At 50.8% G+C, this 19,161-nt stretch carries 17 protein-coding genes; 10 read left to right on the top strand and 7 right to left on the bottom strand.

The window, feature by feature from the left end:
* The first annotated feature begins 194 nt into the window (after positions 1-194).
* Complete coding sequence (locus tag MW898_RS06735; RefSeq protein ID WP_248909722.1) at positions 195-908, top strand: outer membrane protein assembly factor BamB family protein; 714 nt, start codon at positions 195-197, stop codon at positions 906-908.
* Between the two features lie 194 nt (positions 909-1,102).
* On the opposite strand, the gene MW898_RS06740 is transcribed toward MW898_RS06735, so the two are convergent.
* The 4 genes from MW898_RS06740 to MW898_RS06755 all read right to left on the bottom strand — a co-directional run bounded on the left by MW898_RS06740 (position 1,103) and on the right by MW898_RS06755 (position 4,446).
* Positions 1,103-2,446: a calcium:cation antiporter family protein gene (locus MW898_RS06740; protein WP_248905656.1), complete on the bottom strand. Its 1,344-nt coding sequence runs from the start codon at positions 2,444-2,446 to the stop codon at positions 1,103-1,105.
* 557 nt (positions 2,447-3,003) lie between these two features.
* On the bottom strand, positions 3,004-3,201 hold the full coding sequence (locus MW898_RS06745) for an HVO_2922 family protein (RefSeq protein WP_248905658.1): 198 nt from the start codon (positions 3,199-3,201) through the stop codon (positions 3,004-3,006).
* Between the two features lie 199 nt (positions 3,202-3,400).
* On the bottom strand, positions 3,401-3,898 hold the full coding sequence (locus MW898_RS06750; protein ID WP_248905660.1) for an acyl-CoA thioesterase: 498 nt from the start codon (positions 3,896-3,898) through the stop codon (positions 3,401-3,403).
* Between the two features lie 176 nt (positions 3,899-4,074).
* Complete coding sequence (locus MW898_RS06755; RefSeq protein WP_248905662.1) at positions 4,075-4,446, bottom strand: HalOD1 output domain-containing protein; 372 nt, start codon at positions 4,444-4,446, stop codon at positions 4,075-4,077.
* 507 nt (positions 4,447-4,953) lie between these two features.
* Between MW898_RS06755 and MW898_RS06760 the strand changes: the two genes are divergently transcribed.
* Both MW898_RS06760 and MW898_RS06765 read left to right on the top strand, forming a co-directional pair.
* Positions 4,954-5,502 (top strand): GNAT family N-acetyltransferase, encoded by a 549-nt coding sequence (locus tag MW898_RS06760; RefSeq protein WP_248905665.1) that lies wholly within the window; start codon positions 4,954-4,956, stop codon positions 5,500-5,502.
* Positions 5,503-6,502: 1,000 nt separating this feature from the next.
* The gene (locus MW898_RS06765; RefSeq protein ID WP_248905667.1) at positions 6,503-6,964 is read left to right on the top strand and encodes a VanZ family protein; all 462 of its coding nucleotides are present in this window, start codon (positions 6,503-6,505) and stop codon (positions 6,962-6,964) included.
* Positions 6,965-7,023: 59 nt separating this feature from the next.
* Here the strand turns inward: MW898_RS06765 and MW898_RS06770 are convergent, their stop codons facing one another.
* Entirely contained in the window at positions 7,024-8,376 is a 1,353-nt protein-coding gene (locus MW898_RS06770; protein WP_248905669.1) for an aryl-sulfate sulfotransferase, read from the bottom strand.
* Between the two features lie 218 nt (positions 8,377-8,594).
* On the opposite strand from MW898_RS06770, the gene MW898_RS25550 reads away from it, so the two are divergent.
* The 7 genes from MW898_RS25550 to MW898_RS06800 all read left to right on the top strand — a co-directional run bounded on the left by MW898_RS25550 (position 8,595) and on the right by MW898_RS06800 (position 16,863).
* On the top strand, positions 8,595-8,720 hold the full coding sequence (locus MW898_RS25550; RefSeq protein ID WP_264383125.1) for a hypothetical protein: 126 nt from the start codon (positions 8,595-8,597) through the stop codon (positions 8,718-8,720).
* 241 nt (positions 8,721-8,961) lie between these two features.
* Positions 8,962-9,873 carry an ABC transporter ATP-binding protein gene (locus MW898_RS06775; protein ID WP_248905670.1) on the top strand — a complete coding sequence of 304 codons (912 nt, stop codon included), beginning with the start codon at positions 8,962-8,964 and terminating at the stop codon, positions 9,871-9,873.
* Entirely contained in the window at positions 9,870-10,856 is a 987-nt protein-coding gene (locus MW898_RS06780; RefSeq protein ID WP_248905671.1) for an ABC transporter permease subunit, read from the top strand. Before MW898_RS06775 ends, MW898_RS06780 begins: the two co-directional genes overlap by 4 nt.
* A 461-nt stretch (positions 10,857-11,317) precedes the next feature.
* Entirely contained in the window at positions 11,318-11,881 is a 564-nt protein-coding gene (locus tag MW898_RS06785) for a DUF7344 domain-containing protein (RefSeq protein WP_248905672.1), read from the top strand.
* 621 nt (positions 11,882-12,502) lie between these two features.
* Positions 12,503-13,690, top strand: a complete 1,188-nt coding sequence (locus tag MW898_RS06790; protein WP_248905673.1) for a glycosyltransferase family 4 protein — start codon at positions 12,503-12,505, stop codon at positions 13,688-13,690.
* An 88-nt stretch (positions 13,691-13,778) separates the two neighbouring features.
* Positions 13,779-15,041, top strand: coding sequence for a sulfatase-like hydrolase/transferase (locus MW898_RS06795; RefSeq protein WP_248905674.1), 1,263 nt, complete (start codon positions 13,779-13,781; stop codon positions 15,039-15,041).
* A 379-nt stretch (positions 15,042-15,420) separates the two neighbouring features.
* A complete protein-coding gene (locus MW898_RS06800) occupies positions 15,421-16,863 on the top strand; it encodes an MATE family efflux transporter (protein ID WP_248905675.1) in 1,443 nt (480 codons plus the stop codon).
* Between the two features lie 20 nt (positions 16,864-16,883).
* On the opposite strand, the gene MW898_RS06805 is transcribed toward MW898_RS06800, so the two are convergent.
* Both MW898_RS06805 and MW898_RS06810 read right to left on the bottom strand, forming a co-directional pair.
* Positions 16,884-18,137, bottom strand: a complete 1,254-nt coding sequence (locus MW898_RS06805; RefSeq protein WP_248905676.1) for a carboxylate--amine ligase — start codon at positions 18,135-18,137, stop codon at positions 16,884-16,886.
* 183 nt (positions 18,138-18,320) lie between these two features.
* Positions 18,321-19,136, bottom strand: a complete 816-nt coding sequence (locus MW898_RS06810; RefSeq protein ID WP_248905677.1) for an FkbM family methyltransferase — start codon at positions 19,134-19,136, stop codon at positions 18,321-18,323.
* Positions 19,137-19,161 lie beyond the last annotated feature (25 nt).

Raw genomic sequence — 19,161 nt, forward strand, 5'->3', positions numbered from 1 at the left:
TCTACTATCACACCTGGAATAAATGCGAAGATAAACTGGCCACAACCACGAGCTGATAGCTCCAAGACTGCATACGTGCCAGATGCGAAAGCACCACGGAAAACCGTCCGTGAACGCTGGACCGTCGACGTGGGATCGGCCTCGGGGACGCCGGCAATCGTTGACGGGACGGTGTATCTGCCAACGATATCTGCATTCATGCACTCGATGCAGCCTCTGGGACCAAACAGTGGCGATTTTCCCCAACAGAATCACCATGGTTCACCTCACCCATCGTTCACGATGGCCTCGTGTACTGTACAATCGCGCACAAGGGAATGTACGCACTCGATGCAGCAACGGAGTCTGTATGGTGGTCACACACAGATAACCACCGCTATACAGCGTTCTCACTCGTTGCTGACGATTCTGTTTCTGATCCACATCTCATCGCAGGTACTAAGTCCGGAGTGCTGTGCCGATTCAATCTGAAGACAGGTAGGAAAATATGGCAGAGAGATCTTTTTGGGCCAATCTCTGCTTTCAGCTTCAAATCATCGTCACTCTACGTTGGCACGTCTGGTGGTGAGGTGTATACGTTTTATACGGCTGGACACAAGGGACTCACAGCCATCCGAGACTATGACACAAAGAAAAAATGGCGCGTTGATGGTCGGTATGATACCACAAAACCTGCTGGCGCTGGTGATACCATGTATGTCAGTAATGGGTCTGCCGTCCATGCGTTTGCTATGAAAGGAGGGTGCGGAATCGGCACGATACGGACGCGGGCCAAACGCTGGTCACATCCGACACCTGCCAAAGCATTAGAAGGACTTGCGGTTGCAGATGGAGCTCTCTTTGTCGCGTGTGCAGGTCACAACAACAATCCTACGCTCTATTGTCTGGAGTCTGCTGAATCTCCCTGATCCATCGGTTGGTATCGGATGGTCTATCACTCGCTGACAACCGATTGATCGACATGCATGTAGATGGTATTTCTGGAATAGCTCCTCCTCGATAACGGACGCCAACTATCCGAGACCACGGTGTTGATCGCCATCCAGAATTCCGTGAGTGGATACAGCCGACAATTTCACATCAGCCGTCAGGACTGTTGACGTTAGTCGGCGTGTTCGGGTTGGCCAACATCCATCGCCTCGCGTGCAGTCGAGACAGTGCGTCCGAGCAGTTCGACGAAGCTCTCGCGTCGTTTAACGAATAGGATTCCACCGAGAACCATATAGACGGCCGCATACGCATACAGAATGAAAATGCTGAGCTCCGTCTGAGCTGAGCCAGTGTAGGTTTGAATCACGTAGAACTCCGCGATGACTTGCGAGATGAACAGTCCGAATAGGGAGATCGCCTCCCGGGCACTGATTTCAAAGTTAGCGAGTAGAGCGAGTGCAAAGAAGCTCTGTCCGGCTGTGATCCAGATTTCGGCCGTCTGTTTCGAGTCGATTGGAAGTCCATCGACGTGGCCGGCTGCGATTGAGTAGACGACCGCAAGCGTGCCAATTAGGAGGGTCCACTGGTTGAGCTTCGATGAGATGAGTGCGTTGAACCCTGCCGTCGAGCGTGCCTTGTTCACGAGATACGCCACAACAACGAGTTCGGGACTCTCTGAGGCAAGGGGTGCGAGCCACTGAATCATGAAGAACTCGGGGATACCTAAGCCGATTCCAAGTTCTTCGAGTCCAGTAGCGAACGGATGTACTGCAATATAGATCGTAACGCCAGAGTAGATGAACAAAAAGAGGACGACTGCGATACGACCTAGCTTTTGATACTCCTGAAAGTACGCAGGGACACCAATTGCTTCTTCTACCTCCTCGACGTCACCTCGGATGATAATGGCGATGTAGAGTACGAAAAGTCCCACCAGAACAACGGTGTCAAAAATACCAATCGTGCCCCCTAATGGGACGAACAGAGCAAACACTGTCGCCGCAAGTAAGAATGCAATTTCGGTCGCAATATCACGATCAATGGTCACGACGTCTGTAAGGAATCCAGAACGATGATCGACTGCAGCGTCGTTCGTCGTTTTTGCTCGATAGATCGTGAAGAGGGCAATACCGGCCCACCCGATGCCAATGAGAATGCGGTTCGCTCCGGTCATGTTCGCAATTGCGAGACTTGCTGCATTGCTTGAACCGGACGCAATTCCCGCCTGCCACGCATAGTAAGCATCAACAGCGTACTCGGGAGCGACGGCTAGTACCGCAAGCACCGCGATGGCGAACGCCGTCGGAACGTCCTTTTCTGCGGTTTCAGCACCCCAAGCGAGCAAAAACGACGCACCGAGGATAGCAAGTCCACCGACGAATACTGCAACGGCAGGAGCGATATTTTTGGCTGGCTCTAGGTGGAGACCGTGCGTTATGAAAAGCACGAGAAACGGAAATGTCAAGAGTATCGCTGCTGCAACGGCGGCAATCGGGTGACGAAGACGCTCAAACATTGGTATGATATGGATGATGTGGTTTGTGTCTGATTCTCGAACGCACAGCTAACGTACCTGAACTGACCTTCCAATCAGCCGATCGTTCGTTGATTGCTCCCATTCTAACGTGATCCACGACGGCCCCGTTTATAACTCACAAGATAATGCTCTTCCTTTCGAATTCCATACCCTCAACCGGTGAGAAGTCACGATTACTTATTTAGCGGTTTATTCATGATTTGGCTATTATGGGCTCTGAAACAGCTGAATTCACCGAAAACAGCGATAGAGCGGTACTCTCACGATCGGTTTATAAACCATCGATAAAGTGACCTCCAATAGACCGGTATTCAATAAAGTATGGAAGTAATGATGCAATGATTATCTGATGAAAGGACCCAACGATAGGTATAACCGGATACTCAGACTGCGTAGCGATTATAGTATGTCGTTGATCTCAGGAACAACGCAAACTTCATGTCAGTTAGTGGCGTTCCTGCCACAACGTGACTCATTCTAACTCCACTGATAATTGACGTACACTCCCTCACATCACTCTGATCGGTTAGCCGTGGTCACTTATTTTCTAGCATCTCCACCTCTGCGCGAGGGGCGCTCTTCTTGACACTTTCGATCCCGCGCTTGACCCCTTGTTTTGATTGGTATCCTTCGCCACTATCGGCGATTATTTTGCCATTAGAGGCTACGAGACGCCAGCGCCACTCAGCTGCGTTGTCCTGGAACACTTCGAACGTTGGCTTTCGCGCATTCACAATACGCTATTTCTGATTCGAGCATTAATAACTGACTCAGTCCGATAAACAACTACATATATTTGATAAGAACTATTCTGAGATCATCTGTGTTGTTTGCTATGAGGTCACGACCCCGTGGAGAATTGGCTATATCGAATCATCCATCCATAATGGGCAACTCTGATGGGTGGGTGAACGGTATGACAGAGCTTGGGTATTACTCACTCTGGATTGCAAGACCGCGGCGACGCTCAGAGCGTTCTTCCAATGCGGTATCGCGAAGCGCTTTCTCTGCTGCTGTTGGACAGTGAATCGCTGGAACAGGCGCTGGACTTTCATCGCTATCTAAGGCGACGAAATTGAAAAATGAACTCGCTGTTTCATTTATTTCACCGTTTGACGGGCGTTCAGCGTGAACATCAACCTTGACGTCCATGCTCGTTCGACCAGTATCGAATACGTATCCCGTGATAACAACAACGTCACCGAGTTCAATTGGAGCAATGAAGTCAACGTGGTCCATCGCAGCCGTGACCACTTGCCGACGGGAATATCGCCGCGCAGCAATCGCCCCACAGATATCCATCCAGTGCAGAATGGCGCCGCCGAGGGCTCGTCCGAGATTGTTCGTGTGATTCGGCATCAATATCTCACTCATTTCGGTATAGGAATCCTGGAGTGTCGTCGACCCTTCCAAAGCGTGTTGATTTTGCATAGATAGTTCTTCGGAAACCAACTACTAAACACTATCACATTTGATCTAATGCAAATGAGGTTGTCTATCGTTGGTTATCTCTCTACAAAATTTTCGAGTCGACTAGTACGATGTGTATTTCGGAGTAAGGAGTGTACAGATACAACAATAATTCAACATTTGGAGAGGGATTGATGCTACTCAGCAGAGGTATCCTCTCGAACAGGTTCAGCCACAGTGATCCGACCAGCACTCGTCACTGTCACGCGGAATCCGCGATAGCAAAACTGCACTTGTCCGTCACAGTCGCGGGTGGATTCTCCGACCGAATGCCCGAAGAACAACTCCTCAAGCGCGAAGATGTCAACGACTTCGAACAATGGTGAGGTAGTGATGGTCGTGACTGAGGTGTCCTCGGCGTCGGCAACAGCTGCGGTAATCTCGGTCGAGAGATCACCCTCTTCATTGTGGTCGTACAAGCAGTGTGTAATGGACCGCCATTCTAACACCTCTGCGTCGTTGATTGAATGACAACTATTGACACACTCGTCAGTGGAAATGTTACTCATTATTGACCAATATGTATGTTGTCTGATATTGCTACGATGATGAGACGAAGACGCTATCAATATCGTGGCCAGTCTCATCTGCGTGATCGATCATCATCGCGTTTCGGTCTGTCACTATATCGTCCCGAACGGTCCAGTCACACTCTAAGCAGTAGCTTTTCACTGTACAATTCACGTTGGACGTACTGTCTTGACGCCTAAAAGTGTGACGTGATTATCTAGACGTATATCGAGGATTGAGTGACGAGAGGATCTCTGTTCCGTTCATCCTTCGACAGCAAGAGGAAATAAGCAGACTGGCTGCTTGTCTCCTTAACGGATCCGAAATTACTGTTATGAATACTGGTAGTTGCTCGAATACAGCGTTGATCAATCACTAAATCACCTCTCTGATAATACTATCACCATCGGTCGACGGCCTGTTTTTACGACCAAGAACAGACGACACAGGAGGTCTTTTGAAGATTCTTTCGATGCTTTCAACAGCGCAGTTTGTGTGTGGTGCGTATGCCCGGTGCTACTTTCCTCTGTGGTGACCGCGTCGCGCTCCGAACTATCGAAGATGAGGATATTGAACTGCTTCAACGAGCACGGAATGATCCAGCGCTTCGTCGTGGACTCCCGTTTCGATATCCACAGAATCGGGCGAGTGTCGAGACATTTATCGAGGAGACGATTGCAGACGACGATAACGACCGTCTATCGCTTCTCATCTGTGTCGATGGAGAACCAGTCGGATCAGTGAGCTTGTTCAATATCCTTCCACCGGCAAGCGGAACTCTTGCCTACTGGCTGCTCCCGGACTATCGGGGTGACGGTTACGCAACCGAGAGTGCAGGACTCATCGTGGACTATGCATTCAAAACGCTTGGACTGCATCGTATCCTTGCTTGGACAATTGATTATAACGAAGCATCACAGTCACTGCTCCGACGTCTTGATTTTTCTCACGAGGGGACCTACCGTGAGCACGTCTTTCGAAACGGAGACTTTCATGACACAGAGCATTATGGGCTCCTTGTCTCTGAATGGTCTGGATATGACAACATAGATTGATTGAATATTATATTAAGAATCTATCCTAATCCATCGTGCCCTGATTGATATGTCAATTCCCCATGGAGAATGGTTGAACGACGAGGGGGTCTTTCTATAGTTTACTCACCGATGGTCTGTGCTACATCTGACTAGAATCATCATCCAGCGAGAGATCCAAGGCACCAGTACATTCGGTCCTCACTAGCTTAGCGTTTGAATCCGAAAAGTCAGTATTTCGAGCTTCGATACTAGAAGAATAAATATCGGCACAGATACTCTACCGTGTTAGTGATAGCTATTAGCTATATTTTGAATTCTGCCTCTTTCATGATAAAATCGAATGGCCGCGTACATCGTTTCTGAGCGGAGAAGAATCACTGTTGTTTGGCATATATTTTTGGAGGACAACTAATTTGGAGATTCACAGATCTCGTATAAGCTTAGGAAAAAACGACCAAAACCGTCCTAACGGCTATTCCAACAGAAAATACGACGGTTACAGCTGTCGCTATCCACAGTATTCGCTTGCTTTCGATCCATCCGCCGTCAAAGGCCGTTCGCCCCTGAAATAGATTCACACCGATTCCTATGAGTAGCCAACCACCTCCACCAAGAACGTATATCGGCGAGGAAATTGTGAATTGGCGAAGAGGACGACATAAGACTCATTCCTAACAGCACGTGACTCGCTCCGATCAACATTGTAATGAGGCCATGGAGCTGCTGCAGTCCAATGAAATCACGAAAATTCCGGTCACTGATAGTGAAGATGTCGGAGACAGACAATCTATTTCGACTCATATATTTACCACATGTCTTCCTGTAAATATATTTTAGCCGTGGATAGATTGCCTTCCATGAGTAAGTAGCACGGAGTTTCGTACTGAACGTCAGTGTGATCAGCGTGTTCGTTCTCTCAATATCTCTCCCCAGCAGTCCGCCCAGATTTCTACATTTCGATAGCAATCCTCCGGCTCTCACAACATATTTAAAATTCCAACGACGCATTTCAATAACGTTGTCTATCCATCTACCTCTCGCTTCTGACAGAGTTCGGTATGGGTTGGTCCTGTTTGTCGCAACCAGTATCACCATCTCGTCCGTCATTAGTAGTCCTGAGACGACGATGGGCCACGCTGACTTCTGTACGCAGTCCGGTGTTATCTGTTTCGAATACGGACCATTCGGGATAATCAAGGCCGATAAGTGGGGACACGGTACTGCATACGCGATACTCACAGCGACGCTTGCCTACGCATTCGTCGATCCCGTTCGCGGCAACCGACACCGTCGGCTCACTCTCTCAGTCTGTTTTGCCATCGTATTCGGCATCTGTCTCGAATTCGCTCAATGGCCGATTCCGGATCGATCAATGAGTGAGCTCGATGCTATCGCAAACGCAATCGGCGCATTTTTGATGGCCATCCTCTGGTGGAAACTCCGGGCCGCTAAACCCGACAATGATGAAGCATTGAGTTGAATCTCACCGATAGCATGTTACTGATAGTCGGATGATCGGTTGATTCTTGTCTCGCAGCGTTACTGTTGTGAGGAACTATCTGACTGATCAACGAGTCGGCTACGGAGGGCTCCAATGATGCGACGACGAGCGAGAACGAGTTCATATCCACCCCAACCGAGACTGATGAGAATACCACAAGAGAGGAGGAAGAAAGCATCGGGACCCAACCAAATGGGCTGAATCCACGGAGCAACCTTGCTGTATCGATCAAGGGCCGCTGCGGGTATCTCTCCACCAGGGAGCTTCATGACGGTCGCTTCGAGCCTGTCAGTGAGCTGTGGATCGGCTATCTTCGATTCCACATCACTCCCATTCGTGAGTGCATAACTGCCCGAACTGTTGAGTTCTTGCATCGTCGGACTGGATGGTTCATGCCCGTGGACTGGTCGTTCTGCATCGTATGGAAGCCACGGAGCGCTGTACTCCCATACTACGTTTCCTTTCGGTGTGATTTCGAGAACTCGATGTTTGAGTGTATCTACAACGAGTGTGTTACCGTTTGGGAGCCGGTCAGCATCACGTGGCCACGAGAGCTGATCGACGCCAACCTCCCACGTCAGATTCCAATCACAGTTTGGTTTCATATCACCATCAAGTGGGTGGTCTGGATCTCCTCGATCACAGGCATATTCGACAACACGGTCATTCTCACTGTCAGCAACGAGTATCGTTGGGGTTCCGTTCGGTCCTTGCAGATACGCCGGATTATGTTGCTCATTAAGCACCGAATGATTGTCATCAGAACCTAACTGCATAACGACATCATTTGTCGATCTGTTCACAACTATGACTTGATCAAAGTTGCGCGGTGAGATCATATACAGCCCAGGAGAAACGATATCAACATCATTGACATGAGACCAATCGGATGCAGAATTGCCGTTATCGGTTGTATTCGGGTAGTGATCTCGAAAGAGCCATTCCCATTCAATTTCATCAGTCGTTCGATTGTAAACGAAGAGGCGGTCGTTGCTCGTGCTATTCTCAGTATTGCGCATGTTCGCTACGAGCAAATTACCGTCTTCAGTGAGGGTCACATCATGGGTGTCATGCAGCGGGAGTGTCTCGGACCACTTGACACGGCGCGTTTCCTGATCGACCCGAAGAACGCGCGTCTGACCGGGATGTGTGCCAACAATGAGTAAGTCACCGTCGGGAAGTGGATCCACGTCGTAGAACCACGATACGTCGAGTCGGTTTCCGTCAGCGGACCATTGGAGTGATCCGTTGGGTGCTATTGATAGTTGTCTCGCTGGTTTGTTTGGGTTCGACGATCCACCAATATTGTATCCCTGGATCGAAATAATAGTGGAATCTGCGGGTTCACGTTCGACCACTGTTGGCTGTACTGATGGTGGAGAGTAGTTCATGGCCATCGACACAGATGAGAGACAGAGAGTTAGGACCACTAAACCGAGACACAGACGAATGATACCACGACGGCCGACCGGAACCAAAGACCAGGATGACATCTAATACATCATTAGAGAATCACCACTAATCAGTTGTGATATCATCAGCAGAGCTTGTGAGGTAGTAAATCTGTGGCTGGGAAACTTGTACATACAAGTTTCTGAACGGCACACTGGTGGTAAAGAGGAGTTTGGCGCTGTTGCAGGTAATCAGCACAGTGCAGACGTTCATCTCACTTCTCGAAGGGAATCAGTCCATTGGCTTGGACGCCGAGAACGGGAACAGAAATGGGAGTGAATGATATCATCCCCACACATAATGCTGAGACGCTCTTTCTGGCACGGGCCATGAGAAAGACGCCTCCAAAATGGGGACTGACTAGTGAATATCAATTTGATGATATAACCCATATAGCAGTCCAACGGATCGTTTGGTGATTGAATTCTTCGAACGTACTGGGAGTGATCGACGGGTCGATACCGAAATGACACGGTGGCCGAAGATTTATGCTCGTTGCCAGTCCGAATTGGACAACGCCTTCCATGTCAGCAATCAAAATAAACAACCTGACCAAACGATACGGAGACGTAACTGCCGTAAGTAATCTATCACTGTCTGTTGGCTCTGGTGAGATATTCGGATTTCTCGGTCCCAACGGCGCTGGAAAATCAACAACGATCAATATGATGCTCGATTTTACGACGCCAACCAGTGGATCGGTGCACGTCTTCGGTCACGACGCTCACCGGAGATCCACCGATATTCGCCGTCGGGCCGGTCTTCTCCTCGAAGGGTACGGTGTATACCCACGGCTTACTGGCCGTGAACACGTTGAACACGCGATTGAAACGAAGAATGCAGACGACGATCCCGACGAGTTGCTCGCACGGATCGGAATGACCGACGTTGCTGACCGCCGCGCTGGCAGCTACTCGAAAGGGATGTGCCAGCGAATGGCCATCGCTGTTGCACTCGTCGGTTCACCAGAGCTGCTTGTCCTTGATGAACCATCGACTGGTCTCGATCCCAACGGTGCTCGACGACTCCGCGATCTCGTCATTGCTGAAGCTGAACGCGGTGCGACCGTCTTTTTCTCCAGTCACATCCTCGAACAAGTTGAAGCGGTTGCCGATCGTATAGCGATACTTTTAGACGGGAAGCTCACAGCGACTGGCAGCGTTGCAGATCTCAGAACGAATCTCGAACGGGGCACCACCATCGAACTCGATGTGATGGGCGTAACTGACGGACTACTTGATGGACTCCGGACGCTCGGCTGTGTGCATGATGTGGCAGTTCACAACGACACCGTCACGGTTGCGTGCGACAACACCGGAGAGGCAAAGCTCCGCGTATTGAACGTGGCGGCTAACACTGGGACCTTCCATGACTTCACAGTCCGAGAAACAGGGCTTGGTGACGTGTTCTCGCGCTACACGGAGGACCGACAGTGAGCCGTTGTGATGTGTTCCGACGAGATCTTCGGAGCGTCTATCGTTCACGGACTGGAACAGCAGTTGCGGCTATTCTCGCATTGAGCACAGTCATCGCAGTTGGGCTGTTCTCTCTTGCGAGTGATGCTCTTGCGGTTGCAGCCGTTGGCGGGCTTCTCACCGTTGCTGTCCTTCTCACCCTCGTGTTTATCGGAAGTCCTCGATCAATTGCGGGTGCTGTCATTGTGTTTACAGTGCTTGCTGTTGGCCTAACATTCGCCGTTGCAGATCCAGCCCCTTATACTCTCGATCGCCCGTCAATGCGATTTGCCGTCCTTAGCGTTGGGAGCGCGCTATCGTTTCTCATTCCGCTTGTCGGACTCATCGGGAGCTATGCCGCACTCGTCGGAGAACGCGAGACGGGTAGCGTCCGCTTTCTTCTTGGTCTCCCCAATTCCCGGTCGGATGCCTACATTGGGAAGTTTCTCAGTCGCGCGACAGTCGTGATTGTCCCACTCGTCACCGGACTTGTACTCACTGGCTTGATCGTCGAGCTAACATTCCAGAACGGCTCATTCCTCGGAACCCTTGGTCTTACAATCGTTTCTATCTTGTACGCGCTGTTGTTTGTCGGCATCGGACTCTCCGCGTCGGCGTATGCTGACAGCTCAAATCGTGCGGTTGCGATCGCTATTGCAGCCTTCGTTACGTTCCGTGTTGGATGGACTGCACTCCGATGGCTCGGCATCGAACACACGCCACACCGTGGTTCCTATCCAGAGTGGTTCTTTTGGTTTGGGCGAATCAATCCAATCAACGCCTACATCAAGCTCACGACATTGTTCGCGGAGTTCGAGTACGGTCACCCGCTCATCGTGACGTCTACGAATACGGCAAACACACTCGTGACGTCTCATGCGTTCGCGGCGCTTGTCCTCTGCGTATGGACTGCTCTCGCGCCGATTACTGGTCTGTTGTACTTCCGCGATCGTGATATTATCTGATCAAACGATCCACTCCATTCTCCAAAAGAAATCGCCACGCCGAGAGTGGTTCCATGATTATATGGTGTAGCATTATCCATTACGATAATAACGCTGTAATGACGAACTGGAGAGAGAGTCCCCATCTGACTACGACATAGTCATCAGATAATGTGACATATTTTTTAATTGTGGACAGAAAACTTATTATGTAGATATACAATCAAAGACTCAAGTTATGGGTATTAAGCGACAATTCACGCACTATCACATCTGTTATAGAAGGCACACATGTCGATAGAGAGTTATTACACTGTTGTTTTTCCAGAGGAATCACACGTAAAAACGTACGCGGAACGGGCAGCTACAGACAAAGCGGGGCTCGAATCTAACACGGCGATCGCAAGTCCACTAGCTGATCTGACGATGGTTGAAACAGGGGCGATGAAACCTAGAGCAGTAATCTCACGTGGGGGACGTTGATGAAAGTCACCAAGCGAACATCGATAGCGGAGGCACGACGAACGGCTCGACTCACGAAATACGAAATTCACGACGTATTGCGAAACAAACGACGGACGTGGGTACTCGAACAGCTCCAGCAGTCGCAAAAACCGATATCATTGCGGGAGTTGTCCGAACAGGTGGCGGCACTGGAAACTGGCGAGACGCCGCCCCCACGGAATATCAGAGAAAGCGTCTATAACTCCTTACACCAAACCCATTTGCCGAAGCTCGATGATTTAGGAATTGTTGAGTATCAGACCGACCGGAAGGTAGTTACGCAAGCCGATGGCTTCCGGCAGGTCACTCTCTATATGGAAGTCGTATCAGCCGATGATGTGACGTGGGCTACCTATTATCTAACGATTGGAGTTGTGGCGTTGGTGGTAACGACGCTCTCAAGCGTTGAGCTCCCGGTGTTCGCCGAGCTTTCTGTGACTCTCTGGGCAATGTTGTTTTTTGTTCTGTTCGTTCTCTCTGCATTGTATCAACGAGTCACACACAAGTCGGTCCATCTGGATCTGTTCCACTCCTTGAAGTAATAACCGCTATCTCAATCAAGTTCGTGTGTTCTGGACACTTTTCCAGAAACAATTTACAAAGCATCGAGATACAGTTCGTTAGTAGCAACCATGCTGTGTCCGATGGAGACAACATGCAAAAGAGCTTCGCCAGCCAATGCATAATGTACTTTACTCTACTCTCAAAATAGATAATACAACAGCGAACACAAAATCCCCAAAGCCAGCAGATAGAACAGCGCTACTAGTATATTTCGTTTTAGCGCCTTTGGCTTCATTCCAGGAAAAGTTAGAAAAGCGTGCTTCATTTTTCTCATTAAACTACCATACTGAGTCATGATACAATCCCATTCCCAAATTTTCTAACATTCATTTTATTTTGTCGTTGTAGACATAATTCCTGTATGCTCATAGTCGATTACTACTGGACATGGACTCTCCTATTATAGCTGTATACATAGGTATGCGCTCGTAGTGGAGACCTCAATCAGTGGTTAGTTCTATTTAACGAGGAGCGTAATCGTACGACGAGAGTGCCATTCGACTTCTTTGAGTCGATTGCAGTTCTGAATTTTCTCTCAGACTCACAGAAGCACTCAACTATCGATGGTGTATAAGTCAGTCGAATTGGTTGTTCTGGCTATGAAGATTGCGTACGTTCTCTCCCAGAACAAGGGAGGACTCCCGCACTACGCTGCGGAACTCGCGAATGCTGTTTCTCACCATGCTGACGTCACCGTGTTCAAACCGGCAGAAACGACTGCCGATGATATTTTCTCAGACGACATTGAGACGGTCGATGCATTTGGGACCATGAACATCTCTATCCCAGATATGTATACGCTCAATTTCGATATTGCAAACAACGTGCGAGGACTGTTTTCTTACCGCAACCTGAAACGCATCCAGGAGTTCGATCCAGACGTTATTCACGATCCGACTGACTTCTTTCCACAAGTCAAGTTTTTCACGAAAGTCCACAATTTAGATGATAATTATCCGTTCGTTGTGACGTATCACGAAGTTCCACCACCGGTGACCTCACTATCGAATCCCCTCGGAGCAGCTGAGGAACTCCTCAACGTCGCAATTCCAGACGCTCGTCTCGACCAAATCATCGTTCACAGCGATCAGCAGCAGACAGCATTCACTCGCCGACTCCGACGCCTTAGTGGTATTGACGTCATTCCACACGGCGTTTACGAATTCTTCACTAAGCACGACTATCAGCAGCATCCAGAAGAACCGCACACGCTCGTCTTTTTCGGGAACATATTCCCAGGAAAGGGTCTCGACGTGCTGGCCGAGGCAATCGAAATTGTGTCTCAAGAAATCCCCGGAGTGACGCTCCTCATTGCTGGTGACGGTCGACTCTCAGCAAAAACAAAACGAATTATCGAGGAGCAGAGTGAACACTTCGAAGTTCACAACTACTTCATCCCGAACGAGACCGTAGGCGAATTCTTCTCGCGGGCCGCACTCGTCGTATTACCGTACCAAGAAACAAACGGCGATGGAACAAAAGGGCACAGCGGTGCGCTTTCGACAGCTCACGCCTTCGGGAAGCCTGTCGTGGCCACTTCGATTGGTGACTTTCCGGCACAGGTCGGTGAAACTGGTTCTGGGCTCGTTGTCCCGCCGGACGACCCCGAATCGCTTGCAGACGCGATCATCGAACTTCTCGAAGATGACGAACGACGGGTCGAAATGGCTGCCAACAGCACACACCAAGCAGAGCGTCTGTCGTGGAAGAACATTGCCAAGCGCCATATTGAGGTTTATGAACGGGCTATCGACGAATTCCACACCACTCAAACGGTCGGCCAGTAGCACGTCAACAGTTCGTACAATCTCCAGAGAGCTGCTATCGTCCGTTGAATGCGTCAATAGTTGAGTAGTGGGGGATAGATCTTAGTGTATGCAATCGACGCTCTCGGAGGGAGCACAACCTCCACTGTCAGCTCTTTCGTCAACTGATGCTGTCAACAACGTTGTTATCTTCATTTCTGATGCGCTCCGATACGATTCGCTCCCGGAGAAGATAAGAGAGAAAGGTGTAACCGCAAAGGCGGTCGCTGCTAGCACCTTCACGGCGAACGCACTTCCCTCAATCACGAGCGGTCAGTATCCGGCAACGCACAAGGTCTGGCGCTTTCAAGAAGATCGTCTCGCATCCGAACCAGCCATCTTCAGCTCAGAAGAGTATGACATCGGATTCAATGCAGAGACGGTCTGGCTTATCGATGAATCTGCAAAGAAACCACCGTTGCGATGGAACCACCAGACTGAAGAACAGACGATTCGGGAGCTTGATCCTCCATTCGTTCATTTCATTCACGATGTTGGCCCGCACGCTCCCTATGGGTACGATAATACGGTGTGGGACTCGACAGAATCGTTCTTCAGCGCCTATCCAGAACCAGAGACCCTCCGAAAACTGTACGCCAAAGACTGTGAGAACTCGGCGGAACGGTTCCTCTCTGTACTCGAATACCTTCGGGAAGAGGGGCTGCTCGATGAGACGCTGGTAGTCTACACCTCCGATCACGGGCAGTGTCTCGGTGAGACGCATCACGGCGGACAGTTCGGCCACGTTGATCCGATGTGTCCCGAATTGGTGTACATTCCAATCACCTTCATCGGTGCTGGGCTTCCAGCGGGACAGGACTACGACGGTCTCCTCTCTAGCGTCGACATCGCTCCCACCGTACTCGCTGCGCAGGGCCGTCAAATCCCGCACGACATGGACGGGCAACAAGTCTGGACCGTTGGCCCATCTGCAGACAGGACTGCCAGATGTGATGTCTGGGCGCACAAGAACGTCGACATCGCTGGACGGACGATCACGTTGAACGCATACGCTGCAACGGGACTCTGGGATCAGTACGGCGGACAGGTACTCCAGCGTCGATCACGCCTCCAGCGGTCTGGATACGTCGCAGAGAAATTACTTCGGGGCACTCAGAGTCCAGTCTGGCGTCCCAACACGTCACTTGGTGCCATCCTCGGGCTGCTGTCCACGTACGGCCGAAACGAGATCACGTATGGTGCTCCTCGGATCTCGATGTCAGATGCACAATCCTCGTTCCCGAATCGATTCTCTGAAGCGATCGAACACGAAGCCACACCAGATAATGATGAATTAGCAGAAAAACTCGCTGATCTCGGATATCTCTCGTGATCCGAGTCACGACAGGATGTCGAGCACTACGACGATGACTGTGCAGCTGCAGATCAGGACAGAGAGTGCGATTGCTCCTTGCATCAGCACGACGTAACGAGCTAATATTTATACTCAACTCTTGTGCAGTACTACGACAATGAAGGATATCTCCGACTCTGTATCGTTTCGGAATCTTCCACGTGAGAGAGAACATAGGTACGTACGACACAGGCAACTCACAGAGCAGGATTTCGAGACGTCACGCTCAGAAAAGACACACCGTTCACCGAGACGTGAGCGTGTCTGAGTACCGAGAGCGTCGTGTGTTGAACTCACTAAAGAGATATCCGCTGTTCATCGAACAGAAAAGCGAGTGTTTGCTGACCACACAGATGCCATGAGCTATACGAAGATACTCCGGTCATCGATCGGAACGTTTGCCACGAGGATCGGGCTGTCAGTAGCGATCTTCCTCGGCGTGTTCTATCTCGCGGCAGCGACGGAGCCGTTGGTACTCGGAATCTATTCGTTGTTCGTCGCTGTCGTCCGAGTACTCGACCTCCTGACAAATCTCGGAATCGTCGAAGCGGCACAGAAACGAATCAGCGAAGGAACCGAACGAGCGGAGTTTTTCACTGCGGCACTGTTGGTTCGTCTCGGACTGTTCGCTCCCGTTGGTATCATCGTCATCATCTTCCATCAGCAGATCGCAGCGTACGTCGGTCGGGATTTGGTAGTGCCATTTTTGCTCGCGGGCGCATTTTGCTATCTCATTCGGAAGGCAATCGAAGCGGGATTGATCGGAAAAAAGAACGTTGCACAGGCTGGCTTGCTCCAGTTCGTATTCGCCGCTGGGCAGTTGATGTCGTGGATTGTCCTCGTATCGCTGGACTACGGACTGGTCGGTGTTCTCTCTGGATACGTCATCGGTCAACTGCTCGCCATTGGAGTGGGAGTAGTGTTGAATACGCTGCGATTGACACGTCCGACCAAACGTCACTTTCGGAGCCTCTTTCAGTTCGCAAAGTACGGCTGGGTTGGGGCTGTAACTACACAATCGTGGGTTTGGACCGATACACTCATCCTCGGATTGTTTGTTGTGCCCGCCTTCATTGGCGTCTACGAGCTTAGCTGGCAGATAACTGGCGTGCTCTTCTTGCTCGCCTCAGCGATCGGCTCAACCTTGTTCGCCAACGTCAGCGAACTCTCGGCTCAAGACGAAACCGAACAGATAACCGATCTGCTCGAACGCTCGCTCGTCTACACCGGTATTATGGCGATTCCAGGACTCGTTGGCGGTATCATCTTCGCCGAGTCACTGTTAGCCATCTTCGGAGAGGAGTATCGTATCGGAGCGACCGTCGTTGCTGTCCTTATTCTTGCGCGTGTGTTCCACAGCTACGAAATCGTCTTCGGTAAGGTAATCAACGCACTCGATCGGCCTGATCTGATGTTCAGATCGAACGTTGTCTTTATCCTTCTCAACATCGTCTTGAACGTTCTCGCTATTGCGACCGTGGGCTGGATTGGCGCTGCACTCGCCACGTCAGGGGCAATGATACTCAAGACGGGACTGACATACCGATACATCCGCTCGATACTCTCGTTTACCGTTCCAGTCACAGAAATCCTGTTAGAAGTGATTTCAGCGCTAATTATGGGGCTTTGTCTGTGGTTTCTCATTCCTGTCTCGCTCGCGTCCCTTCCTGTGCTCGAAATAGCGTTGCTCATCGGTTTGGGTGGAGCAATTTACGCCGTCTCACTACTCGTACTCGTCGAGAGGATTCGAATCGCAACAGCGCGTGTATTCCGGACCCTCCTCGTGAGTATCGATCGCTGAGAACAGGACTGTTCGTCGAATCATTCGCCAGCGACTTGGCCTGTTGAACGACCACCAATTGGTAGTTGATTGAGAACGCCACGGGCGAACGGACCGGGATCGTCGAGATGAATGTAATCGAAGTGTGGGTGGTCATAACACGAAGAGAGCACGTCCCATAGCGCCCGCCGGAATCGTGGCCGTTCGACGAGAGGATATTCGTCTCGAAGAACGCTCCAGAGATACTGCAGCTCACCGATCAGAAGGTGGTTTCCGGTTCCGACGTCGTAATCTGGATCGATGCGATCTGCGTTGTTGGTCGCCAGCAGCCAGTGGGCGTACGGAAAATCAGCCCCCGCGAGTACGTCCATCTCGAGCGACGCCCAGACGCGCGGATTGATCTCGGTGAACTTGTACTCGCCTGATTCGGGATCTCGGAGGAACTGGACCGAGGCGAGACCGTGCCAATCGAGATGTTCGAGCAACGTCCGCCCGAGTTCTTCGATGTGAGGATCACGCATTGTTTCACGAAAAACACTCGCACCGCCAGCGTACGTCGTTCCCCTTACTTGGCGCTTTTGGCACGTCAACACAGAATTGCCATCGTCACAGAGCCCTCTGAAGCCGTATTCAGTTCGCGTATCCCGAATGAATTCTTGCACGATTGGAATGTGGTCTGGGATATGACTGTCGCTTTTGTGCATCTCTGCTTGAATCGTTTCCAGATCCGGTTCGGTGTTCGGTGGGATGTACACCGGGTCCATTTTCCCCTCGCAGTCGCTCGGGGAGAGTGAGCTCACGTAGTCACTCGTAAGGATCGAGTACCGGGGCTTGACGATCAGTTCACGATCCCAGTCCTCGACATCCTCAAACGACCACGTTTCCGGAGTCGGTATGCCTGCTGCTCTGGCAGCGTCGGCCATTCGAAGACTATCGTGTACGATTCTAACGTTCTCGAACGAAGGCCAAAGAGGGACGACGTGTTCCTCGAATTCGGCTTGGTATTTCGAAAGTACGTAACTGTCCATCTCTCGATGTGGGATAATCGTGTGCACGTCCGTCCGCTCCGCAGCTGATAGTAGGCCGTCTTTGTACGCAATCAGATCGTCGTAGGGCGACGGAACAATGATCGTTTCATCGCAGTACCGAGACGCGAATGCTGGCCTGTCTCGGTGTTCTGAAATGGCGATGGTTCGAATATCGTGCTTGCCGAGCGACCGTACGCACGAAATACTGCTTCCAGAATCGTTGACCGGGAGGAGAATCGATTGATCGTCCGCTTTTTGTTCGGGCATGATGTGTGGTGATATTGTAACTATATAACTATGCAGTCGATACAGCTCACAACAATATTGGTTTCTGACGTTTCAACATGTGCAAGAGTGAATAAAGCATCGGACGAAACGGGCCTTCGTCCAAACGAATTGAGAGGCGTGGGAGCTCATTCGTGATCAACCTCGTGGAGAGACGGGATGGGATTATCGACTGGCATGGATGAAATAGACGCCGGATCGACGGGTCGTCGGCTCGCCAAGCTGTGTGAGCGAAAAACCTGACGTGGTGAGAAACGCCTCGATCTCCTCGGCTGTCGTATCGTATCGATCACATTTGTCCGGGTGGACTTCGAGGAAGATGGAGCGAACGCCATCGAGTACGCCACGCAACCCGCTCAAGACGGCTAATTCAGCCCCCTGTACATCGATTTTGACGATATCAGGCGGCGCGTACTCTGTTTTATCGACCAGCGTATCTCCTCGTCTCGTTTCAACTGTGGGGCCGGTTCCATCCGATGAGAGATAGTGATGACCAGCGCCCGCTTCCACGAACTCCGATGAAAGCGTACACGTCCCGTTCTCATTCGACAGAGCGAACGAAGCGATCTCCCAGCCCGTGAGCTCGTTCTGTTCGAGATTCATCCGGAGGCGGGAACGATTTGTCGACTCTGGTTCGAACCCGACGACACAGCCTGTGGTCAGCGCGCTTGCAATAAAACACGTGTATGTCCCCACAGACGCGCCGATGTCCCAGACCGTCTCGGCTCCACTCAGTTCAGAGAGGAGCGCCTCGATCACAGCTCGTTCGCCACCGAGATTCTTCGCCCGTCGGTATTCAGATCTCGTCGAGAGGTCGAACCGGACTGACTGTCCTGCGATCTCTGCATCCAACTCACCAATCGTCGCAACCCGAACCAGGCAGTATGCCGTATCGACCTTCCAATAGATCGCTCCGGCAATCGGGAGGACCCCATACCGGTCGGCGAGCCGAGAACCAACAGCAAGAAGTCGGTTTTTCATAGCAAGTGTTTTCGGCGGGTCGTTT

Origin of the sequence: Halocatena marina (genome assembly GCF_023276375.1) — an archaeon.
GTDB lineage: Archaea > Halobacteriota > Halobacteria > Halobacteriales > Haloarculaceae > Halocatena > Halocatena marina.